The organism is Actinomadura meridiana, from assembly GCF_039537545.1.
GTDB lineage: Bacteria > Actinomycetota > Actinomycetes > Streptosporangiales > Streptosporangiaceae > Spirillospora > Spirillospora meridiana.
The window spans coordinates 268,679-289,528 of sequence record NZ_BAABAS010000003.1 but is presented as its reverse complement, the minus strand read 5'-3'; the positions used below and the strand labels follow the sequence as shown (position 1 = coordinate 289,528).

Below are 20,850 nucleotides of genomic sequence, written 5' to 3'. Positions count from 1 at the left end.
GCTCGCTTCGCGATCTGGTTCTCGCAAGCTCGAACCAGCCTTCGGACGCGATCGCAGCGGTCGAGGTCTGTGCGTGGTCGCTGTGGTGGCTGGGGTCTCTGTGCGCGCGATCGCTGCATCGCTCTCGACTCGCCTAGCGGCCTCGCCGACTCTTGGGGACGGGTTGGGGTTGGGCTTGGTCGGCGTTTCGATCGGCTAGACTTGACAAGTCCGCGTCGCTCCAGGTCGTTCAGTGCGTGCCTTCGTGGTTCCGCGCTCCCTGGGGAACGCAAAGAAATCTTCGAGGCGCACGCCCCTGGTCGGCGCGCCAGATCGCTACTGTCCGTAGCGGACGTCCGATGGTGGACGGCCGTGGATCGCAAAATTGAGGAGTTTCCGCCGTGTCCGAGGTACGCATCGCCGCCGAGCCGCGCACCGAGTTCGGTAAGGGTGCCGCGCGGCGCACCCGCCGGGCCGGCAAGGTGCCCGCCGTGCTCTACGGTCACGGCACCGACCCGCAGCACATCTCGCTGCCGGGCCATGACCTGATGCTGGCGCTGAAGACGCCGAACGTGCTGCTGACGATCGAGGGGCTCGGCGGCGGCGCCGAGCTGGCCCTGCCGAAGGACGTGCAGCGCGACCCGATCAAGGGCTTCCTGGAGCACGTCGACCTGCTGCTGGTCAAGCGCGGCGAGAAGGTCGTCGTCGACCTGCCCGTCCACCTGGTCGGCGACGTCGTCGCCGGTGGCCAGATCGCGCAGACCGCCGTGGAGATCTCCGTGGAGGCGGAGGCCACCCAGATCCCCGAGTCCGTCGAGCTCGACATCAGCGGCCTGGAGATCGACAGCCAGGTGCTGGCGAAGGACCTGCGGCTGCCGCCGGGGACGACGCTGGCCGCCGACGAGGACGTCCTGATCGTCCAGATCCGGGACGCGTCGGTGTCGACCGAGCCGGAGCCGGAGGCCGAGGCCGCCGAGGGCGAGGGTGCCGAGGGCGCCGAGGGCGAGGGCGAGTCCGCCGAGTAACCGGTCGAGACTTTTTTCCACGGCCCCCGCGGGTGCGCGCATCCGCGGGGGCCGTGTGCTCGTCGGGGTGTGGAGGGTGAGCGTGGATCTGTGGCTGGTGGCCGGGCTCGGCAATCCGGGGCCGTCGTACGCGAGGAACAGGCACAACGCCGGGTTCATGGTGGTGGACGTCCTGGCGGCGCGGGCGGGTGGACGGTTCAAGGCCCACCGGTCGCGGGCCGAGGTGGTGGAGGGCCGGCTGGCGGGCGCGCGGGTGGTGCTGGCGAAGCCGCGTTCGTTCATGAACGTGTCGGGCGGCCCGGTGAAGGGGCTGTGCGATTTCTACAAGGTGCCGGTGGAGCGGCTCGTCGTCGTCCACGACGAGTTGGACATCCCGTTCGGCGCGGTGCGGTTGAAGCGCGGCGGTGGTGACAACGGTCACAACGGGTTGCGGTCGGTGACGAAGTCGCTGGGATCGAAGGAGTATCTACGTGTGCGGTTCGGGGTCGGTCGCCCGCCGGGGCGGATGGACGCCGCCGCGTTCGTGCTGAAGGACTTCTCCGCGGCGGAGCGCAAGGATCTCGATCTTGAGGTGGACCGGGCGGCGGACGCGGTGGAGGCGCTGGTCGCCGGCGGGTTGGAGGCCGCCCAGAACGTCTTCCACGCGGGCTGATCCGGGAGGCCGGAGGCTGGCCGGTTACGGTCAGCGATCGGGGATGCGGGATTCCGCGATGACCGGATGACGACCGCTGGATGAGGTTTAACCGCACGTCCGATGAGGTTTGCCCCCCATGTCGGGTCGTTGGGCAAGTATCCGGCCCTGACCATGGCAAAGGAGTCGTAAGATGCCCTTCATATGAGGTTCATGGTGCTTGTGAACCTAAGGCAACGTTCAGCCGTCTTCGGTGTGAATCGCGCTGTTGGGGCGCGCGGTACAGGGGATTGGTGAGGGGTTTATGGCCGTCGTTGACAAGGTTGTGGCCGAGTCACCGATCAGCCATGAGCAGAAACGCACGTCGTTCCAGAGTTGGAGCGGTGCGTACCGCCGGATCGCCGGATGTCTCGACTTCCTGAGCATGCTGCTCGCGGGCGGGATCGCGTTCGTCCTCCGGTTCCCGGGGGTGCCGACCGATCTCACGGTGCCGTACGTGGCGTTGACGGTCGCGCTGCCCGTGCTCTGGCTGCCCGTGCTGATGCTGTGTCGGGCGTACCAGCCGCGGTACGTCGGCGTCGGGTACGAGGAGTTCCACCGGGTGCTCCGCGCCGGGTTCATCTTCACGGCCGCGCTGGCGATCGTCGCCTACGCGACCAAGACCGAGGTCGCGCGCGGCTACGTCGTGATGGCGCTGCCCCTCGGAACGTTCCTCAACCTGGTCGCCCGCTACCGGCTGCGCAAGTGGCTGCACCGCAAGCGCTGGAACGGCGAGTGCATGCGCCGCGTGGTCGCCGTCGGGCACCGCACGTCCGTCGCCGACCTCATCAAGGTCCTGCAACGCAAGCGCTACCACGGCATGGACATCGCCGCCGTGTGCCTGCCGCCCGCGCTGGCGGCGGGCGACGACGCGGTGAGCGAGGTCGAGGGCGTCCCGGTGCTGGGCGACTTCAGCCAGGCGGCGGCGGTCGCCGACCGGATCGGCGCCGACTCGGTCGCGGTGCTGGCGTGTCCCGAGATGGACGGCGTCGCGCTGCGGCGGCTGGCCTGGCAGATCGAGCGGGACGACGTCGAGCTGGTCGTGGCCCCCGCGCTGATGGACGTGACCGGCCCCCGCATCTCGATCCGTCCGGTGTCGGGGCTGCCGTTGCTGCACGTGGAGCACCCCGAGCTGGACGGCGGCCGCAAGGTCCTCAAGGGCGCGTTCGACCGGGCGGCGGCGCTGGGCGGGCTGGTGCTGCTGAGCCCGCTGATGCTGGTCGTCGCCATCCTGATCAAAATGACGAGTTCAGGTCCGGTGATGTTCCGGCAGGTCCGGGTCGGGCGCGGTGGCCGCGAGTTCACCGTGTTCAAGTTCCGCACGATGGTGCAGGACGCCGAGGCCCGCAAGATCGAGCTGATGCGGGAGAACGAGAACGACGGCGTGCTCTTCAAGATCCGCGAGGACCCGCGGATCACGCGGGTCGGCCGCTGGCTGCGCCGCTACTCGCTGGACGAGCTGCCCCAGCTGATCAACGTCCTGCGCGGCGACATGTCCCTGGTGGGGCCGCGTCCGCCGCTGCCGGAGGAGGTCGCCCAGTACGGCGGCGACGTGTACCGGCGGCTGGTCGTGAAGCCGGGGCTGACCGGCCTGTGGCAGGTGAGCGGCCGCTCCGACCTGACGTGGGAGGAGTCGGTCCGGCTCGACCTGCGGTACGTCGACAACTGGACGCTGGCCCTCGACTTGCAGATCATGTGGAAGACCTGGTCGGCCGTCTTCCGGGGTTCCGGCGCGTACTGACCGCCGGGACCATCCGGGATGCCGGACGCCGGGCGCCTGCTCGCCGGACGTAGATCGCCGGACGCGCAGGCCATCGAGGGTCCGGGACCCTCGCGCGGAGCGGTTTTTCGCGCGCATGAGAAAGTGGACCGAGCGGACCAGTCGAGTCGGGATTGTGAGCGAAGATGACGGTGGAATCGGCGGCGGACGATCACGCCGTGGCGGCGGAGCTCGCCGCCGAGGCGGGACGGCTGCTGCTGGACGTCCGGGACGAGGTGGGCTTCGCCGACGGGCGGGCCCTGAAGGACACGGGCGACCTGCGGGCCCACGAGTACCTCATGGCCGCGCTGGCGGAGCGCTGTCCCGGCGACGCCGTGCTGTCGGAGGAAGGCCGCGCCGCCGTGGCGGGCAAACGAGCGGTTCCGGGTGGTGCGGGGGGTCACCACCCCACAGGGCAGGAGCGCACCGGGGACGTCGACCGGGCGCCGACGAGGAACACCGCCGACGCCGAGCGGCTCGCCGCCGACCGCGTGTGGATCATCGACCCGCTGGACGGCACCCGCGAGTTCTCCGAGGAGGGCCGCCGCGACTGGGCCGTCCATGTGGCGCTGTGGCGGCGTGACCCGTCCGGCGGCGGACGGCTCGCGGCCGGGGCGGTGGCGCTCCCGGCGCAGGGCCTGACGCTCCGCACCGACGCCACGGGCGGCGCGCTCCTCGTCCGGACCGCCCCGGAGGGCCAGGGCCCGCGTGAGGCTCCGCTGCACGTCCCGGCCCCGGACGCGGGCAGGCTTCGCATCGCCGTCAGCCGCAGCCGTCCGCCCGAGTTCGTCCGGCAGATGGCGGAGAAGATCGACCCGGACGTGGAGCTGGTGCCGATCGGCTCGGCGGGCGCGAAGATCTCCGCGGTGCTGCTCGGCGAGGTGGACGCCTACGTCCACGCGGGCGGCCAGTACGAGTGGGATTCGGCGGCGCCGGCGGCGGTCGCGCTGGCCGCGGGGGCCCACGCGTCCAGGATCGACGGGTCCGCCCTGGAGTACAACCGGAAGGACCCCCGACTCCCGGATATCCTGGTGTGCCACCCTGCGTCGGCGTTGACGCTGTTGACCGGCATCCAGGACGTGCACGGCGCACTGCCCTAGTCCGGTCGCCGCACCGGTCCGTCCCGGGGGGTGTGGGGCGCCGCCACCCCACAAGCGAAGGCTCCGTCCTTGGACGGGACTTTGCGGCGGCGCACCGGTGTTCGTTCCGGTGGGACGGCGTCCGACGCCGGGCGGCCGTCCCGCCGCTCGCACCAGCCAGAAAGCGTGGAAAGAGCCCAGACGATGCCCCAGATCGCGCAACGCAGTGACTACCTGCTGTCCCAGCTCGACGTTCTCGAAGCCGAGTCCATCCAGATCTTCCGGGAGGTGGCCGCCGAGTTCGAACGGCCGGTGCTGCTGTTCTCCGGCGGCAAGGACAGCATCGTGATGCTGCGGCTGGCCCAGAAGGCGTTCTGGCCCGCGCCGATCCCGTTTCCGGTCATGCACGTCGACACCGGGCACAACTTTCCCGAGGTGATCGAGTTCCGGGACCGCCGGGTCGCCGAGACGGGCATCCGCCTGGTCGTCGCGTCCGTGCAGGACTCCATCGACAGCGGCCGGGTCGTCGAGGAGAAGGGGCGCCGCGCGTCCAGGAACCGGTTGCAGACGACGACGCTGCTGGACGCCATCGAGGAGCACCAGTTCGACGCGGCGTTCGGCGGCGCCCGCCGCGACGAGGAGAAGGCCCGCGCGAAGGAGCGGGTGGTCTCGTTCCGGGACGAGTTCGGCCAGTGGGACCCGAAGAACCAGCGTCCCGAGCTGTGGAACCTGTTCAACACCAGGATCGTGCGGGGCGAGCACGTCCGGGTGTTCCCCCTGTCGAACTGGACAGAGCTTGACATCTGGGACTATGTCCGGCGTGAGGAGCTGGAGCTCCCGCTGATCTACTTCGCCCACAACCGCCGCGTGTTCGAGCGGGACGGGCTGCTGCTGGACGCCGAGACCGGCTTCGCGAACCGCGGCGACGACGAGCCCGAGTTCGACGCCACCGTTCGATACCGGACGGTCGGGGACGCGTCCTGCACGGGCGCGGTGAAGTCGACCGCGCTGACGCTGGACGAGGTGATCGAGGAGATCGCGGCCACGCGGATCACCGAGCGCGGGCAGACCCGCGCCGACGACCGCACCAGCGAGGCCGCCATGGAGGACCGCAAGAAGGAAGGCTACTTCTGATGGCCAGCTCGACCGAGCCCCCCGCCAAGACGCCCGCCAAAGCGATGGACCTGCTGCGGTTCGCGACGGCGGGCAGCGTGGACGACGGCAAGTCCACGCTGATCGGGCGGCTGCTGTTCGACTCAAAGTCGATCTTCGAGGACCAGCTGGAGTCGGTGGAGAAGACCAGCGCCGACCGCGGCGAGGAGTACACGAACCTGGCGCTGCTCACCGACGGCCTGCGCGCCGAGCGGGAGCAGGGCATCACGATCGACGTCGCCTACCGCTACTTCGCGACGCCGCGCCGCAAGTTCATCATCGCCGACACCCCCGGGCACATCCAGTACACCCGGAACATGGTGACGGGCGCGTCCACCGCCGACCTGGCGATCATCCTGGTGGACGCCCGCAAGGGCATCCTGGAGCAGTCGCGGCGGCACGCCTTCCTGACGACGCTCCTCCAGGTCCCGCACATCGTCGTCGCGATCAACAAGATGGACCTGGTCGACTACGACCGGGCCGTCTACGAGCGGATCGTCGACGAGTTCACCGCGTTCGCCTCCAAGCTGGAGGTGACCGACATGACGTTCATCCCGATCTCCGCGCTGCACGGCGACAACGTCGTGGAACGCAGCGTCAACATGCGGTGGTACGAGGGGACGTCGCTCCTGCACCACCTGGAGCACGTGCACATCGCGTCCGACCGGAACCTGATCGACGTGCGGTTCCCGGTGCAGTACGTGATCCGTCCGCACGCGTCCACCGACCCCGAGCTGCACGACTACCGGGGATACGCGGGCCAGGTCGCGGGCGGCGTCCTCAAGCCGGGCGACGAGGTGGTGCACCTGCCGTCCGGGCTGACGACGACGATCACGCACATCGACGGTCCCGCCGGGCCGGTCGAGGAGGCGTACGCGCCGATGTCGGTGACGCTGCGCCTCGCCGACGACATCGACATCTCCCGGGGCGACATGATCGCGCGTCCGAACAACCGGCCCGAGGTCGCGCAGGACATCGACGCGATGGTCTGCTGGATGACCCCCGACCGCGCCCTCACCCCGCGGACGAAGCTGATCATCAAGCACACCACCCGCACCGCGCGGGCCGTGGTGAAGGACCTGAACTACCGGCTGGACGTCAACACGCTGCACCGCGACGACCAGGCCGCCTCCCTCGAACTGAACGAGATCGGCCGGGTCTCCCTGCGGGTGACGCAGCCGCTGTTCGTCGACGACTACGGGCGGAACCGTCTCACCGGCGGGTTCATCCTCATCGACGAGGCCACCAACAACACCGTGGGCGCCGGCATGATCACCGGCGCCCGCTGATCGGCCCGGCTCCCTCCCCTCACCCCAAGGCAGGCCCTCGATGAGCCCATCCGTCGGAGTCGTCCTACCGACGCACGACCGGCCGGAGCTGCTGCGTCGCGCGCTGGAGTCGGTGCTGGCGCAGGAGTACGACGGCGACCTGCGCGCCGTCGTCGTGTTCGACCGGGCCGAGCCGGACGTCTCGCTCGCCGGTGACCGGGTCGAGGTGATCGCCAACACCCGGGCGCCTGGCCTCGCCGGGGCGCGCAACTCCGGGATCGAGCACCTGGGCACCGACCTGGTCGCGTTCTGCGACGACGACGACCAGTGGCTTCCCGGCAAGCTCGCCGCCCAGGTGGCGGCGCTGGAGGCCGAGCCGGACGCGGTGCTGTGCAGCGCCGGGATCCTCATCGACTTCGACGGGCGCGAACTGCCCCGGCTCGCCGGGACCGACCGCGTCACCTACGACGCCCTCATCCGCGACCGGATGATGAGCGTGCACTCGTCCACCTACGTGGCGCGGCGCGTGCCGCTCGTCGAGATCGGCATGGTGGACGAGACGATCCCGGGCAGCCAGGGCGAGGACTGGGATCTGGCGTTGCGCGCCGCCCGCCGCCATCCCGTCGTCAACGTCGACCAGCCGCTGGTCCGCGTGCTGTGGGGGCTGACGTCGTACTACGCGCAGGCGTGGGAGACGAAGGTCGCGGCGCTGGAATGGTTCCTTGAGCACTACCCGGAGATCGGCAAGGAGTCGGGTGCGGCGGGCCGGGTCTACGGGCAGCTCGCGTTCGGCTGCGCGACGGTCGGCAGGCGGCGGGACGCGCTGCGCTGGTCGGCGCGCGCGTTGAAGGCGAACCCGACCGAGCGGCGCGTGCCGTTCGCGTTGGCCGTCGCGTCCGGAATGGTGTCCGGTAAACGTGTTCTGCTGGCCCTGCACACGCGGGGTCGCGGAATCTGACCGAAGCCTGCCGTTTCCGGGTCTTCCGCCCCCTTTCCGCTTGTCCAGCCGGTACCGTCGACGTCATCCCAGTGCTCGTCCCAGTGCTCGTCAATGGTGCTGGTCATGGTGTCAGAAGGAGCCCCTGTGAACATTTCCTCCCGCCGCATCGCCGCGTCCGGGGCGCTGGCGCTGGCGCCGGTGCTGGGACTGACCGCCGTGCCCGCGTACGCCCAGGTCGATCTGGACGCGGTCGCCGAGGGCATCACGGAAAGCGGCTACTACGTCGACTCGGGCGCGAAGTACTACCAGTCGGACGGTGCGCAGGAGTTGCTCCGCACGGCGCAGGGACGGTCCGTGGCGGTCTTCATCGCCGTTCTCCCGGCCGGAAACGACGCGGGGCAGATCCTGCAACAGCTGCCGGGGCTGATGAAGCGTAAGGGGACGTACGCGGTTCTGGCCGGTGACCAGTTCAAGGTGTCCTCGAACGCGCTGCCCGCCGCCCAGGTGAAGACCGTCTACACCAAGGCCGTCGGCGGCAGCAGGGGCAAGCCCGACCTGGCCCTGCTCCGGTTCGTCAAGACGTTGCCGGAGTCGAAGTACGCGCCGCCGGAGCCCGGCAAGGCCGGCAACAACGGCAAGCCCGCGCCCGAGACGGAGCTGCGGCAGGAGGAGAAGACCCTCGCCCAGTCGCAGCCGACCGGCCCCGCCACCGGCTCGCAGGCGGCCCGCGAGCAGGCCGACGACGGCGGCTCCCCGCTGCCGTACGCCCTGGGCGGCGCCGCCGCCGTGGCCCTGGCCGCCGCGGCCGCTTTCGTCCTGTGGCGCCGCCGCTCCGCGACCCCCGCCCCCGCGGGCGCCGCGGCGTCCGGCCCCGGCACGGCCCGTCCACCCGCGCCCGGCGCCCCCACGCCCGGCCCCCCCACGCCTGGTGCCGCTCAGCCGCCCGCGCCTGGCGCTGCTACGTCCGGGCCTGGTGCTGGGACTGGGCCTGCGGCTTCGGCGCGCGGCGAGGGCTCTGCACCTGAAGGCGCTGAGAGGCCCGCTCCTCGGAAGCCGGAGGCTCCCAAGGGGGAGTGAGCCTGCGAAGCGTGGTCAGGGGCTGGTGAGGAGGATCAGGTGGCGTTCGCCTACGCCCACTGACAGGGCGTTGGTCGGGGCGCCGCCCTGGGCCTTCTTCAGGTCGCCCGGACGGCTGCGGGCCCTTCGGTGGCCGGAGGCCAGTTGGCCGCTGCCGCCCGCGCCCCAGGTGAGCGCGGTGCCGTCGGTGAGGATCGCCGCGCCGTAGGCTTCGCCCGCGAAGACCTGCGCGACGTTGCGCAGCTTCTTGTGGTCGCCGTCCTCGCGGACGACGGGCACGGGGGTGGTGCGGAGTTCGAGGGTGCCGTCGCCGAGCTGTCCGGCGGTGTTGTTGCCCCAGGCGACGACGGTGCCGTCCTTGCGGAGCGCGAAGCTGTGCTTCTCCGCCGCCGCGATCGCGATGACGCCGCCGAGGGCGTCCTTGCCGCCGACACTCGAGATGAGAGCCGGGGTGGGCCGGTCCTGACGCGTCCCGTCGCCGAGCTGGCCGAGGTCGTTGTGGCCCCAGGAGGCGACCCGTCCGTCGCCGAGCAGCGCCAGGCCGTGCTGGCCGCCGATCGCGATGCGGACGACGCCGTTCAGCCGTCCGGAGCCGTCCAGGCCGCGCACGGGGACGGGCCGGGGCCGGTCCTCGCGGGTGCCGTCGCCGACCATGCCGTAGTCGTTGGCGCCCCAGGCGAGCACCTGCCCGTTGCGGCGCAGCACCAGTTCGGTGTGGCCGTCGGCGGCGATCGCCGTGACGTCGCGGAGCGGGCCGTGGCCGTCCGGCGCCTGGACGGTCGTCGGGGTGGGCGGGCTCGTCCGCTCGCCGGTGCCGCGCTGCCCGGACGACCCGTCGCCCCACGTCACCACGGTGCCGTCGCCGCGCAGCGCCATCGAGAAGTCGTTGTTGGCGCTGATCGCGATCACATTGTTCAGCCGCCCGTTACCGCCGTCCGGCGCGCGCACGGGCACGGGGACGGCGCTGTCGCGGTGCGTGCCGTCGCCGAGTTGGCCGTGGTCGTTGGCGCCCCACGCGAGGACCTTCCCGCTGGCGAGGATCGCGAGCGAGTGGCGGGCGCCGCCCGCGACCGCGCGCACCTTGCCGAGCGTGCCCTGACCGTCGACGCCGGTGACCGGTGCGAGCTTCGGCTCGACGGCGGCGCCGGGACGGCCGAGCTGCCCGTTGGAGTTGAGGCCGCTCGTCCAGACGCTGCCGGTCCGCTCGCTCACCGAACCCGCCGGTGGGGGGACCGGCGGGGTCGTGGCCGGTTCTGGGGATCCGCCGCACCCCGCCGCCAGGAGCACCAGTCCGGCCAGTACCAGTCCGACAAGGGCTCGGGCGAGCGGGAGGCGGACGGTCACGCCGTCCGAACGCAGGCGAACAGGTGCCTGGCGTAGTTGTCCGCGTAGGGCGGGCGGGCGTCCTCGTCGGGGCCGAGGTCGATGATCTCGTCGAACGAGGTGTTCTCGCGCAGGAACCGCTCCACGTGCGCCGGGTCCCAGCCGCGCAGCGACTCGGCGAACCACTTCTCGTTGTCCTGGCCGGTGTCGAAGAACAGCACCCGTCCGGTGGCGCGGTCGAGGAGCCGGATCAGCTCCTCGGCGCTCACCGAGCCGCGGCCGAGGACGAAGTGGTGCAGCAGGCTGAAGCACGACACGACGTCCCAGGCGGCGGCGTCGTGGCCGTTGAGGAACTCGACGCAGTCGCCGGTCGAGATGACGCCGTCCGGAAGCCCGTAGATCGCCTGACCCAGCGGGACGGCCAGCGGGTCGCGTTCGATGCCCTCGGCGGTGAAGCCGCGTTCGGCCATCTGGGCGACGAACCAGCCGTAGCAGCTCGCGACGTCCAGGTAGCGGCCGCCGTCGATGCCGCGCTCGCCGAGGAACGCGTCGATCTTGGCGAGCCGGTCGGCGCACTGCCGGACGGTCGTCCACCCGGCCTCCAGCTCGGGCGCGTCGATCGGCTGGTACAGCTCGTGGGTGCCGTCGAGCCAGCTCATCTTGAGCAGCAGGTCTTGCAGGGGAGTGGTGACGGGCAGCCACTTGGCGACGACGCTGGCGCCGTCCGCACCGCTCATCGCGGCTATCGCCAGCCGGTGGTGACCGTCCAGGATCTGGAACCGGTCGGAGCCGCGGACGGGCGCGACGAGCACCGGGTCGCGGGGGCCGCTCTGCTGCGGACGGGGCGTGCCGCCGTTCTCGGGCGCGGCCTCGCCCCGGTAGCGGGCGATGAACGCGCGGGCGGCGGCGAGCACGCCCGCCTCGTCCCTGCCGCCGAAGTAGTCGCCACCAGCCTCGACGCAGCGCAGCCCGAGCCGCCCGTAGGCGCTGGCGAGGATCTGCTCGTCGGTCAGGTCGGTGTGCTCGTCCGCGAGCCGCAGCAGGGTGACGTGCGGGCCCTCCAGGAACGGCGTGGACGGCCACATCAGGTCGCCGGTGCGCTCGGCGAACTCGCGGGCGGTCCAGCCCCCCTGCGCGCCGACCAGGAGCTTGTCGAGCCGGACCGGAACCTTCCACGGGCGGCGCAGCACGGCGGTGGACACCGCGACCCTGGCGGCGGCCGGGATCGGCAGCGAGCGTCCGGCGTCGACCAGCCGCCCGTACACCGGGCCGCTCGGCGCCAGCCCGCTCTTGCGCAGCACGGCCCGTGACGTGCGGCGGACCCGCTGGATACCGGGGATGTCAATTCCCGTGGGCATGGACGCTCCTGGCAGATGTGATGTCGGTGACCGGCGGGATGGCGCCCGCGGGCCCGGGTGCGCCGCCGCGCCTGCCCGGCAGCAGGGAGGCGAAGGCGGTCAGGGACAGCCGCTCGCGGCCGACCCAGAGAAGGACAAAATACAAGATGGCGCCCGGGACCAGGCCGGACGCGAGCGCGGCGGGGCTCGTCCCGGCGGCGAGCCGGACGGTCAGCGGCACCGCCCCGAAGCTCAGCAGCGCCGCGCCGCCAGCCCAGAACAGCCCGGTGCTCGCCGGGGACATCCCGAGGATCCGGCGGACCTGGACGAGCGCCAGCAGCGTCCGGACGAGCAGCGCGCACGCCCGCGCCATCGCCGCGCCCGCGATCCCGAACGGCGGGATCAGCAGCACGTTCAGCACCAGGTTCACGCCGAGCGCCGTGCTCTGGTTGACCAGGCTCAGGCCGCTGCGTCCCGCCATCAGCAGCATCACGTCGCGGGCGCCGGTCGCGGTCGCCACCAGCATCGCCATCGCGAGGATCACCGTGACGGTCTCGCCCGTGCCACGGTAGGCGTCACCGAACGACGCGACGTACACCGGCGCGCCCACCGCGATCGACAGGTGCACCGGCCACGCGAGCGTCAGGTTCCACGACGCGCACACGGCGAAGACCCGCTGCGCGCCCACCCGGTCGGACAGCGCCATCAACCGGCTCACGGCGGGCTGCATGACGTTCTGCACGGCCTGGGTGACGAGCTGGCTGATCACGATGAACCGGGTGGCGGCGGTGTAGACGGCCGCCTCGCGGGGTGAGCTGAGCGCGGCGACGAGCACGATGTCGGCCCGCTGGAACGCCGTCTGGCAGATCTGCGCGAACGCGCGCGGCGCGGTGAACCGCCAGAACTCGTCCGCCAGCGGACGCCAGCCCCGGTTGGGGGACGGCGCGGCCGTCTGCTCGGCGCCCGGACGACCTCGGCTGATCTTGAGGTACCAGAGCGCGGCGATGAGGAAGCACGGCAGGTAGGGCGCGGCCCAGGCCAGCGCCAGCCAGGTCGCGTCGTCGGTCAGCACCGCCGCGACGATCACCCCGGCGACCTGGAGCGTCTGCCGGAGGATCTTGTCGACGAGGACGGTCGGCCGCATCGAGCCGTAGCCGCGGGTCGCGGCCAGCAGCGCGTCGTGCACCCCGGCGAGCGGCAGGAACAGCGCCAGCGCCCGCACCATCCCGACCGCCTGGTCGGGGTCGTCGGCGCCGATGTGGCCCGTGATCCACGGTGCCGCCAGCGCCAGCACCAGCGCGGCGGTGACGGCGGTCGCCGCGACCGGGAACAACGCGACCGGGACCGTCCGCAGCGCCGCGATCCGGTCGCCGAGCGCGAGATGGCGGGGCACCCAGCGCAGCAGGCCCGCGTCCGTCCCGAGCCCGGAGACCGCCTGGAGGATGATGAAGATCGACGTCGCGGCGAAGAACGTTCCCGCCACGCGCTGCGAGTACAGGTGCGCGATCAGGAACACCAGCGCGAGGCCCTGCACGCCCGCGACGGCGGCGCCCACCAGGTTGAGGGCGCCGCCTCTGGCCAGTCTGTTCAGATTGGGCCCGCCGGACGGCGCCGGGTCAGGACCCGCCATGTCGACCGGCCCTGTGCGGCTTCTTGCCATAGCGGGGCGAGGTGCCGGGGGCGCCGCCGGTGGACGACTCGCCGGACGACCCGTCGGCGCCGTCCTCCGGAAGGTCGGGCGGCAGGTACTGGGAGATGTCCTCCTGCGTCCGCGTGGCGGCCGACTCCAGCGCGGCGGCGGTCTCGGCCTGCTCCTTGGACGCGCGGGCGTCGTCGGAGTCCTTGCCCTGCGCGCCGTCGGAGGGCTTCGGGGTGACGGGCTTGCCCAGCCCCGCGGGCGGCTCCAGCGCGGGCGGGGTGCCGCGCCGGGGGGCGGCGCGCCGCTGACCCGTCCCACGGGACGGCCGGGACGTGCCGGGACGCGCGTCCTCGGGACGCGGACGGGCCGGGCGCGGCGGCTCGGCGTCGATCTGGGGGAGGGCCTGGGTCGTCAGGGACGCGTCGTCGGCGGGGTCGGGGTCGTCGTCGTCGCGCGTGCGGCCCGTCCGGTGGGCGTCCTCCGGCGCGTCGGGACGCCGTCCGCTCTCCCAGCTGAGCTGGTCGTCGCCCCACCCGAGGTCGGCGTCACCGGCGACGCGGTTCTGCCCGCTGCCGCGCGGCGAGGCCGAGCCGCGCGCCTCCAGGGCTCGGGGGCCCCCGGCGCGTGCGGGACGGCCCTGCAACGGCGGCGGCGCGGTGCGCGGCTGACCGCTCCTGTTCTGCTCCGGCGGCTCCAGCAGGGCGCCGAGGACGGTGACCCCGGCGCGTTCGGCCTCGACGTAGGCGTGGCGCAGCTCCTCGCGGGTCGTCACGCCCCGGTTGACGACCAGGACGACCGCGTCCACGAACGTGCACAGCGCCTGTGCGTCGGCGTCGTGCAGGCTCGCCGCGTTCACGACGAGGTACTCGCTGCGGCGGCGCAGCACCTTCACGGTCTCGCGCATGCGCGGGCCGCTGAACCGGTGCGCGGCCTCGCGGGCGCGCGGCCCCCGGGGCAGCAGCCGCAGCTGGGAGTCGGTGTGGATCAGCAGGGTGGCCGGGTCGGTCCCGTTGAGCAGGGTGTCCGAGAGGCCCTTGCCGGGCCGCGCGCCGAACAGCCCGGTCATGTCGGCGTCCTCGGTGGTCGCGTCGATCATGATCGTCTTGGCCCCGGCGAACGCGAGCGAGACCGCGAGGTTCGCGCTGGCCAGCCGGGCGCTGCCGCCCGGCGTGGCGCTGGTGACCAGCAGCGCCACCGGGGTCTGCGGCGCGGTCGCCACGATCGCGGCGCGCAGCCGCCGGTACGCCTCGCCGACCGGGCTCTTCGGCGCGCTGACCAGGGCGAGCGTGTCGCCGGGCGGGCCGCCCGCCGGGATGGTCGCGAGCGTCCGCACGCCGAGGCCCTCGATCGCGTCGGCGTTGCGCAGCCGCTGGTTCAGCCGCTCCCGCAGCAGCATGATCACGAAGCCGAGCACCAGCCCGAGGACCAGGCCGCCAATGCCCCAGACCGCGGGCCGGACGATGCCGGGCCCGCTCGGCGCGTCCGCCGGGGTGATCACCTGGCCGGGGTCGATCGGGGTGCTGGCGATGTCGTTGGACTGCTCGTCGATCACCCCGAGCTGGTTGGTGTAGGCGATGACGCGCTGTCTCAGGGTGGCGCGCCGTGAGCCGGTGGACAGCGCCATCTCCCGGTTGGCCTCCTGGAGCTGCTGCCCGACCTTGGCGGCCTGCGCCTTGAGCTTGGTGAGCTGGTTGTTCACGACGCCCTGCGCCCGCTGCGTCCGGTAGGCCAGGTAGGCGTCGGCGAACGCCTGCGCGCCCGCGCGGGCGTCGGCGGAACTGTCGCTGGTGTAGCTCAGGTTCAGCACCTGGGTGTTCGGCGGGACGGAGACGCCGATCTTGCCCTCGGGTTCGTGGCCGAGCTTCTTCTCGACGAGCCGCTCGACCCCGTCGGTGGCGACGAGCTGCGCCTCCGTCTGGAGGTTCACCAGGTCGTCGCCGCGGCCCTCCGGCGAGTACGGGTTGCCCTCCAGCGGGCTGACCAGCACGGTCGCCGTCGCCTTGTAGGGCGGCGGGACGGCGATCTCCAGGGCGACGCCCGCGCCCGCGCCGAGCACGCCGAGGACGATCAGCACCGTCGCGTAGCGTCGGACGAGGGACAGCAGTTGTCCCGCCTGCGGGTCGGCCGTCTGGTCAGCTCCCACGACGATCCCCCTCGAAGATGCGGTACGTGCTGGGCAAAACGTTCATCTCGACTTTAACCGCGGGTTGCATGGGGTCGGTTCCGTTCATCTCAACCTCGTCCGGGAGCGGTCGCTCGTTGCGGTGTCCGATCGGGGGTGCGTCGCGGGGCCCGGGGCGGCGGACCACTCGGGCCGGGCGACGTCAGCACGATGCCCCACGCGGGGTTGGCGGCCTGGTCGAGGGCCAGTACCCCGCGCGCGACCTCGCGGTCCAGTGCGCGGCCGCGTTCCACCGTGACCAGCACCAGGTCGCTGGCGGCGGCCGCGGCGATCGTGTCGGCGCCGTTGATGTCGGGTGTGGTGATGACCACGATGCGCGATTCGCGGCCCGCCCGGTCGACCGCCCGGGTGAGCTGCCGGTCGTCGTCGCTGCGCACCAGGCGGACGCCGAACGTCCGGTCCTCGGGGGCGGGACGGCGCGGCTCGCTCTCCCCGGCGATGCGCAGCACGGTCGTCGGCGAGCCGCCCTCGGTGCACAGCTCGGCCAGCTCGTAGGCGAGGTCGGTGCCCGCGGTGCCCGGCACCCCGGTGACCAGCACGGTGGTGGCCTCGGTGTCGAAGACCAGGTTCCGCAACCGCCGGCAGACCTCGCGGTGCCCGCCGCCCAGCGTCGCCGCCTCCACCATGATCGGCAGCCGGCTGTGCAGCCGGACGTCGGCGGGCCGCCGGATGCGCCGCGGCCGCGTCTCGCGCAGCAGGACGAACGAGAGCCAGCACAGCAGCCCGACGCCGACGCCGGAGGCGATCGCGACATCGCGTCCCGGATCGTCGCGCCGCTCGGGCAGCAGGGGGGCCCGCAGCACCTCGCCGGGCTGTTCGGCCTTGCTCTTCAGGGCGGAGATCTGCCGCTGCACGTCCTGGATCTGCTTCACGATCTCCTGGCGGCGGGTGCGGGTCTTGAGCCGGAGCAGCTCGGTCGCGTTGCCCGGCAGCGCGGCCAGCTGCGTCCTCAGCAGCACGAGGTTCTGTTCGAGCGCCTCACGGTTGCGGTCCTGGACCTGGCCCAGGATCTGCTGGCGCAGGCCCAGGTAGGCGTCGGCGACGACCTGCGCGCCCTTTTGCGCATTCGCCGGTGTCCTGGCCCGCACGGCGATGGTGAGCACGTGCGTGTTGGCAGGCACCGTCAGGCCGATGCGCTCGCGGAGTTCGCTCGCGGGGGCCTTGAATCCGGGATAGGTCGAGAGCGTGGCCAGGACGTGGTCGGACCAGACGAGCTGCGCCTCGGTGTCCATCGTCGTCTCCCGGGGGTTCCGGGTGACGGTGTCGATCGCCGATCCGGGGTCGATGCCCGGATGCAGCGCGACCGGCGGCGCCAGCACCGCGATCCGCGCCGTGTACGTCGCCGGGGTCAGCACGATCTTCGCACCGCCCAGCCCGCAGCCGAGCAGCACCGCGACCACGAGCGCGGTCAGGTGCCGCCGGACGGCCCCGGCGTACCGGGTGACGGGGATCGAGTCCGGCGCGAGCGGCGGTTCCGCCTGCACGCTGGACGGGCCGAGGGTCCGCTTGCTCATCGCACTGTGGACCGCTCTGGTCGTCGCCACGCGGGCTCGGCGCCGAGCAGCGCGGCGAGCTTGTCGTCCCAGGGGGCGTAGTGCTCCGACAGGCGGCGCAGCAGGTGGTCGGGCAGCGGTGAGCCCGGTCGGGCGTTGTGCCGCTCGAACGAGGGGGGCCGCCACTGCGGCAGGCCGAGGAACTCCAGGATCGAGTCGTAGCAGGGCTCCGGCTCGGAGAAGAAGTCCTCCGCGTACCGGACCAGGACCCGGTCGCGTCCGAACAGCTCGAACAGGTGCTCGATCTGGTCGGCGTACTGGCCGCGGTCCAGGTAGGAGTGGTGGCGGTGGGAGTGGCTCACGTACGCCGGGTCGGCCCTGATCTTCTCGATCTCACCGGCGATCCGCTCGGGCTCCAGGTCCAGCGCCCGCTCGAACTCCTCCGTCTCGAAGCCGCGGGCGAGTTCGTGCTTGTGCGCGGAGTACGCGCGGATCACCGGGTCGCGGAGCAGCACGATCAGCTTCACGCCGGGGAGGTCGCGGGCGATCCGTTCCGGGGCGAGGGGGTGGTGCATGTAGTACCCGGCGGACTCGAACGCCTGTGGCCGGGCGGTGTTTCCGTCCTGGCCCGTCCCGGCGTTGCGTCCGGCGAGCGCACGGACGGGGAAGTGCCCCCGGTACCAGCCGAGGCCGCGCGGGTAGTTGACGTCGAAGTAGTGCACGCCCTTGTGGAAGTTCGGCGGGACGACCGCCGGGTGCGCCGCCAGCGCCCGGAACAGCGACGTCGTGCCGCCGCGCTGCGTCCCGACCATCAGGAAGTCCGGCAGCATCCGGGCGCCCGAGGTCAGCCGTCCACCGGCCCGGGTGGCGGCCCGTCCGGCCTCCTTGACCCACTGGGGGGCGTCGCGGCGTGAGATCACGGGTTCCTCCCAGCGGTCAGGGCGGGATTGGTGTGGACGAGGGTCAGCAGCCGCTCGGTGTCGGCGCGCAGTGGCCCGCCGATGGGCTCCTGGGCTGCCAGCAGGTAGCGGCGGCACAGTTCCATCAGGTAGAGGCGGACGGTCGCGTCCGCGGCGACACCCGTCAGCCCGAGCGGCTCCAGCAGGGTGGACGCGGCGGTGGGCCAGGTCGCGTACGGCTCCGCGTTCCCCGCCGTCCGCTGGGCCTGCTGCAAGCGGTAGTGAAGCAGGTCCAACCCGTTCGGGACGCCGGTGGCGAACCGTTCCCAGTCCCACAGGCGGAGGACTCCCCGGTGCCAGGCCATGTTCCACGGCGTCCAGTCGCCGTGCCAGGCCCCGAAGTCGAAGGTGAGGTCGCCGTGCGCCTTGCCCATGTCCTCGATGACCTCGCCGAAGCGGAGGCGCTGCGACTCGTCCAGGACCTCGGCGACGCTCGCCGTCAGCGCGTTCCAGAAGGAACTGTCGCGCAGCGGGGTCTGCTGGACGCCGCCGACCTCGAACAGCGCCCGCATCTCGGCGACGGGCGCGTCGCCGCGACGGAGGCCGCCACGGGCGCTGGTGGGCAGCGGCTCCAGGACGAGCAGGTCGAGCGGCCCCCACGTCCCGTGGTGCAGGAGCCGTGGGACGTGCAGCCTGGCCGACGGCCCGTCGATCTGGCGTTCGGCCAGGTAGGTGAGCGCCTCCGCCTCCCCGGCGAGCAGGTCGCGGGCGGTGCCGGTGTCGCCGACCTTGACGAACGCGACGGGCTCGCCGCGCGGCGACAGGACGTGCAGGATCGGCTTGCGGTTGGCCCGGGCGCTGCCCAGGCCGACGCTGACCACGACCGGACGGCCCAGCAGTTCGGCCAGCCGGTCCTCGATGGAGGGGCCGCCGCCGGTGACGCGCAGGCGGTCCTTCAGGGCCCGTTCCGGCAGGCCGGTGCGGACGGCCGTCGCGGTGAGGGCCCGCGACACGCGCTGCTTGGCGCCGAGGTCGTCGCTGTAGCGGCGCAGCGCGCTCGCCGCCGCGCCCGGCAGCCCGGCGGGCACCAGCAGGCGCGGCCGGTCGGCGTTCGGCAGGAACGCCAGCTCGCGGCGGGCGCCGTCGGACTGGCCGGGGGCGACGGACTCGACCCGCGCGTCCGGCCACAGCGTCCGGACCGCCTCGATCCAGGCGTCGCGCACCTGTTCCCGCTCCGTCGTCGCCTCGCTCATCGGGACGCCCCGTTCGTGAGGGCCCCGTTGGTGAGCGCCCCGTTGGCGGTGGCCCCGTTACCGGAGGGCGAGGGGGCGGTGAGGGCGCGGGCGAGCGGGCGGAGCGCCGGGCCGCCGCGCGCCTCCCGCACGGACCGCCACATCAGCGCGACCGCGATCATCACCGTGTACAGCGGTACCTCCACCATGTCGTAGGTGATCAGGAAGAGCGTGCAGGCGATCAGCACGGCGCAGCCCGCCAGCGAGTAGTCGCCGCGATCTCGCCAATGTCGGAAGAACCGGACGGCGAAGAACACGCAGAAGGCGATCGTCCCGACCAGGCCGTTGGCGAACAGCAGCAGCCACAGATGGCCCTGCGTGCCGAGCGGCGGGGACCCGCACGCCTTGCAGCCGATCTTGTCGCCGCCCGCGACCGAGCCGAGGTCGCCCTGCACGTTGCGGGTGGAGCCGAACCCGACGATCGGCGACCCGGACAGGGCGCTGCGCGTCGTCTCCTCGGCGAGGAGCGTGCGCCGGTTGTTGCTGTGCGGGTTGTCCAGCCGGTCCTGGACGAGGCCCGGCAGCGGCGACAGCGCCACGACGATCGCCCCGGCCGCCGCGATCCCGGCCGTCCAGGCGAGCACCCGGGGCCCGCCGACCTGGAGCAGCTTGACCACCCCGAACAGCCCGATCGCGCCGAGCGCGCCCCACAGGCCCCGGTTCAGCGAGTACACGACCGGCCACAGCGACGCGGCGAGGACGACGAACCCGAAGATCCGGCGCCGCGTCCGCGCCCGCACCACCCAGGTCAGCAGGAAGTACGGCAGGAAGAAGGCGTAGGCGGCGCCCCAGGTGTTGGCGTAGGCGAACGGCGCCATCGGCCGGGACTGCTCGAACCCGAGGATCGACTCGATGTCGGCGACCTTCGGATGCACGATGTCGCGGACGAAGGAGTTGCCCGCGAGCCCGTGCGGCAACATCATCTCGACCGGCGAGGTGAGCTGGATCGACGGGAAGAACGACCCGATCAGGCCGCCCGCCGTCGTCACGATGAACATGTAGCCGAGCAGCCTGGCGATCCGGCTGGACGGCAGGTCGCGCTCCGACAGGTTGCCGATGTACAGCAGGACGACGGTGAACGAGACGTACCAGGCGAGCCGCCAGCCGTAGACGAGCAGCCTGCTGAACCCGCCGCCGGGCTCGGCGAGAGGGGCGTCCGCCCACAGCGTCAGCAGGCCGAGCACGACCCAGACCAGGAAGAACAGCCAGGCGGCGAACCCGCTGGGCGCGACCAGGGTGCCGCGCCTGCGCCACAGCGTCGCCGCCATCGGCACGGTCATGACCAGCAGGACCACGTTGGCGAGGCCGAGGATCCACCAGATCGGGAAGCCGAGGAACGCGACGCTGAGCGGCCAGCCAGGTCGCGGCCGCCACGGCAGCAACCGCGGCGCCGCGAGGGGCGTGTTCCCCGCGATCCCTCGCATCCCGGCCAATCAAACGCTCCGTTCCCCTGTCCGCACCGTCGGGTGCGCGGACCGCGCGGCCCGAGCCGGGCCCGCCGTCGCCTCGTGGAGGACGTCCGCCTCGCTGCCAGCGGCGACATCGGACGATGGCCGACTCCGGCCAGCTCTTCCGGTCGTCCATGGGCGCTGGGGAGGCGTCCTTCCGAGGTGCGCAGCGTACCTCGCGGCGCACACGGAGCGTGCCCGTTGAGAGCCGGACATGTCCCGAAACGACCGGATCATTATGTCATTCGACGTTTGATACCGAAAAGTTAATGACCTGGTCGTCGGTGC

At 72.4% G+C, this 20,850-nt stretch carries 16 protein-coding genes; 8 read left to right on the top strand and 8 right to left on the bottom strand.

The window, feature by feature from the left end; all coding sequences use genetic code 11:
- Positions 1-380: 380 nt before the first annotated feature.
- The 8 genes from ABD808_RS02810 to ABD808_RS02775 all read left to right on the top strand — a co-directional run bounded on the left by ABD808_RS02810 (position 381) and on the right by ABD808_RS02775 (position 8,949).
- Positions 381-1,004, top strand: coding sequence for a 50S ribosomal protein L25/general stress protein Ctc (locus ABD808_RS02810; RefSeq protein WP_344889096.1), 624 nt, complete (start codon positions 381-383; stop codon positions 1,002-1,004).
- Between the two features lie 67 nt (positions 1,005-1,071).
- Complete coding sequence (gene pth / locus ABD808_RS02805; RefSeq protein ID WP_425548875.1) at positions 1,072-1,656, top strand: aminoacyl-tRNA hydrolase; 585 nt, start codon at positions 1,072-1,074, stop codon at positions 1,654-1,656.
- Positions 1,657-1,939: 283 nt separating this feature from the next.
- Complete coding sequence (locus tag ABD808_RS02800; RefSeq protein ID WP_344889090.1) at positions 1,940-3,415, top strand: sugar transferase; 1,476 nt, start codon at positions 1,940-1,942, stop codon at positions 3,413-3,415.
- A 164-nt stretch (positions 3,416-3,579) separates the two neighbouring features.
- Positions 3,580-4,533 carry an inositol monophosphatase family protein gene (locus ABD808_RS02795; protein ID WP_344889087.1) on the top strand — a complete coding sequence of 318 codons (954 nt, stop codon included), beginning with the start codon at positions 3,580-3,582 and terminating at the stop codon, positions 4,531-4,533.
- A 183-nt stretch (positions 4,534-4,716) separates the two neighbouring features.
- On the top strand, positions 4,717-5,646 hold the full coding sequence (cysD, locus tag ABD808_RS02790; protein WP_344889572.1) for a sulfate adenylyltransferase subunit CysD: 930 nt from the start codon (positions 4,717-4,719) through the stop codon (positions 5,644-5,646).
- A gap of 44 nt (positions 5,647-5,690) precedes the next feature.
- Positions 5,691-6,953: a sulfate adenylyltransferase subunit 1 gene (locus ABD808_RS02785; protein WP_344889569.1), complete on the top strand. Its 1,263-nt coding sequence runs from the start codon at positions 5,691-5,693 to the stop codon at positions 6,951-6,953.
- Positions 6,954-6,993: 40 nt separating this feature from the next.
- Positions 6,994-7,890 carry a glycosyltransferase family 2 protein gene (locus ABD808_RS02780; protein ID WP_344889084.1) on the top strand — a complete coding sequence of 299 codons (897 nt, stop codon included), beginning with the start codon at positions 6,994-6,996 and terminating at the stop codon, positions 7,888-7,890.
- Positions 7,891-8,016: 126 nt separating this feature from the next.
- On the top strand, positions 8,017-8,949 hold the full coding sequence (locus tag ABD808_RS02775; RefSeq protein WP_344889081.1) for a hypothetical protein: 933 nt from the start codon (positions 8,017-8,019) through the stop codon (positions 8,947-8,949).
- A 15-nt stretch (positions 8,950-8,964) separates the two neighbouring features.
- On the opposite strand, the gene ABD808_RS02770 is transcribed toward ABD808_RS02775, so the two are convergent.
- The 8 genes from ABD808_RS02770 to ABD808_RS02735 form a co-directional block, all read right to left on the bottom strand.
- Entirely contained in the window at positions 8,965-10,293 is a 1,329-nt protein-coding gene (locus ABD808_RS02770) for an RCC1 domain-containing protein (protein WP_344889078.1), read from the bottom strand.
- The gene (locus tag ABD808_RS02765; RefSeq protein ID WP_344889075.1) at positions 10,290-11,630 is read right to left on the bottom strand and encodes a hypothetical protein; all 1,341 of its coding nucleotides are present in this window, start codon (positions 11,628-11,630) and stop codon (positions 10,290-10,292) included. The genes ABD808_RS02770 and ABD808_RS02765 overlap by 4 nt, the downstream gene beginning before the upstream one ends.
- Positions 11,614-13,239 (bottom strand): oligosaccharide flippase family protein, encoded by a 1,626-nt coding sequence (locus ABD808_RS02760; RefSeq protein ID WP_344889072.1) that lies wholly within the window; start codon positions 13,237-13,239, stop codon positions 11,614-11,616. The genes ABD808_RS02765 and ABD808_RS02760 overlap by 17 nt, the downstream gene beginning before the upstream one ends.
- Positions 13,226-15,391: a tyrosine-protein kinase domain-containing protein gene (locus ABD808_RS02755; RefSeq protein WP_344889069.1), complete on the bottom strand. Its 2,166-nt coding sequence runs from the start codon at positions 15,389-15,391 to the stop codon at positions 13,226-13,228. The genes ABD808_RS02760 and ABD808_RS02755 overlap by 14 nt, the downstream gene beginning before the upstream one ends.
- Positions 15,392-15,480: 89 nt before the next feature.
- The gene (locus tag ABD808_RS02750; RefSeq protein ID WP_344889066.1) at positions 15,481-16,944 is read right to left on the bottom strand and encodes a GumC domain-containing protein; all 1,464 of its coding nucleotides are present in this window, start codon (positions 16,942-16,944) and stop codon (positions 15,481-15,483) included.
- Positions 16,941-17,843 carry a sulfotransferase domain-containing protein gene (locus ABD808_RS02745; RefSeq protein ID WP_344889063.1) on the bottom strand — a complete coding sequence of 301 codons (903 nt, stop codon included), beginning with the start codon at positions 17,841-17,843 and terminating at the stop codon, positions 16,941-16,943. The genes ABD808_RS02750 and ABD808_RS02745 overlap by 4 nt, the downstream gene beginning before the upstream one ends.
- Positions 17,840-19,075 carry a hypothetical protein gene (locus ABD808_RS02740; protein ID WP_344889060.1) on the bottom strand — a complete coding sequence of 412 codons (1,236 nt, stop codon included), beginning with the start codon at positions 19,073-19,075 and terminating at the stop codon, positions 17,840-17,842. The genes ABD808_RS02745 and ABD808_RS02740 overlap by 4 nt, the downstream gene beginning before the upstream one ends.
- The gene (locus tag ABD808_RS02735) at positions 19,072-20,538 is read right to left on the bottom strand and encodes a hypothetical protein (RefSeq protein WP_344889058.1); all 1,467 of its coding nucleotides are present in this window, start codon (positions 20,536-20,538) and stop codon (positions 19,072-19,074) included. Before ABD808_RS02735 ends, ABD808_RS02740 begins: the two co-directional genes overlap by 4 nt.
- Positions 20,539-20,850 lie beyond the last annotated feature (312 nt).

Excerpts from the sequence above, each read along its gene's own strand:
- ABD808_RS02735 (WP_344889058.1), bottom strand. The coding sequence starts at position 20,538 with ATGCGAGGGATCGCGGGGAACACGCCCCTCGCGGCGCCGCGGTTGCTG.
- ABD808_RS02740 (WP_344889060.1), bottom strand. The coding sequence starts at position 19,075 with ATGAGCGAGGCGACGACGGAGCGGGAACAGGTGCGCGACGCCTGGATC.
- ABD808_RS02780 (WP_344889084.1), top strand. The coding sequence starts at position 6,994 with ATGAGCCCATCCGTCGGAGTCGTCCTACCGACGCACGACCGGCCGGAG.
- ABD808_RS02785 (WP_344889569.1), top strand. The coding sequence starts at position 5,691 with ATGGACCTGCTGCGGTTCGCGACGGCGGGCAGCGTGGACGACGGCAAG.
- cysD (WP_344889572.1), top strand. The coding sequence starts at position 4,717 with ATGCCCCAGATCGCGCAACGCAGTGACTACCTGCTGTCCCAGCTCGAC.
- ABD808_RS02800 (WP_344889090.1), top strand. The coding sequence starts at position 1,940 with ATGGCCGTCGTTGACAAGGTTGTGGCCGAGTCACCGATCAGCCATGAG.
- ABD808_RS02765 (WP_344889075.1), bottom strand. The coding sequence starts at position 11,630 with ATGCCCACGGGAATTGACATCCCCGGTATCCAGCGGGTCCGCCGCACG.
- ABD808_RS02795 (WP_344889087.1), top strand. The coding sequence starts at position 3,580 with ATGACGGTGGAATCGGCGGCGGACGATCACGCCGTGGCGGCGGAGCTC.
- ABD808_RS02760 (WP_344889072.1), bottom strand. The coding sequence starts at position 13,239 with ATGGCGGGTCCTGACCCGGCGCCGTCCGGCGGGCCCAATCTGAACAGA.
- ABD808_RS02750 (WP_344889066.1), bottom strand. The coding sequence starts at position 16,944 with ATGAGCAAGCGGACCCTCGGCCCGTCCAGCGTGCAGGCGGAACCGCCG.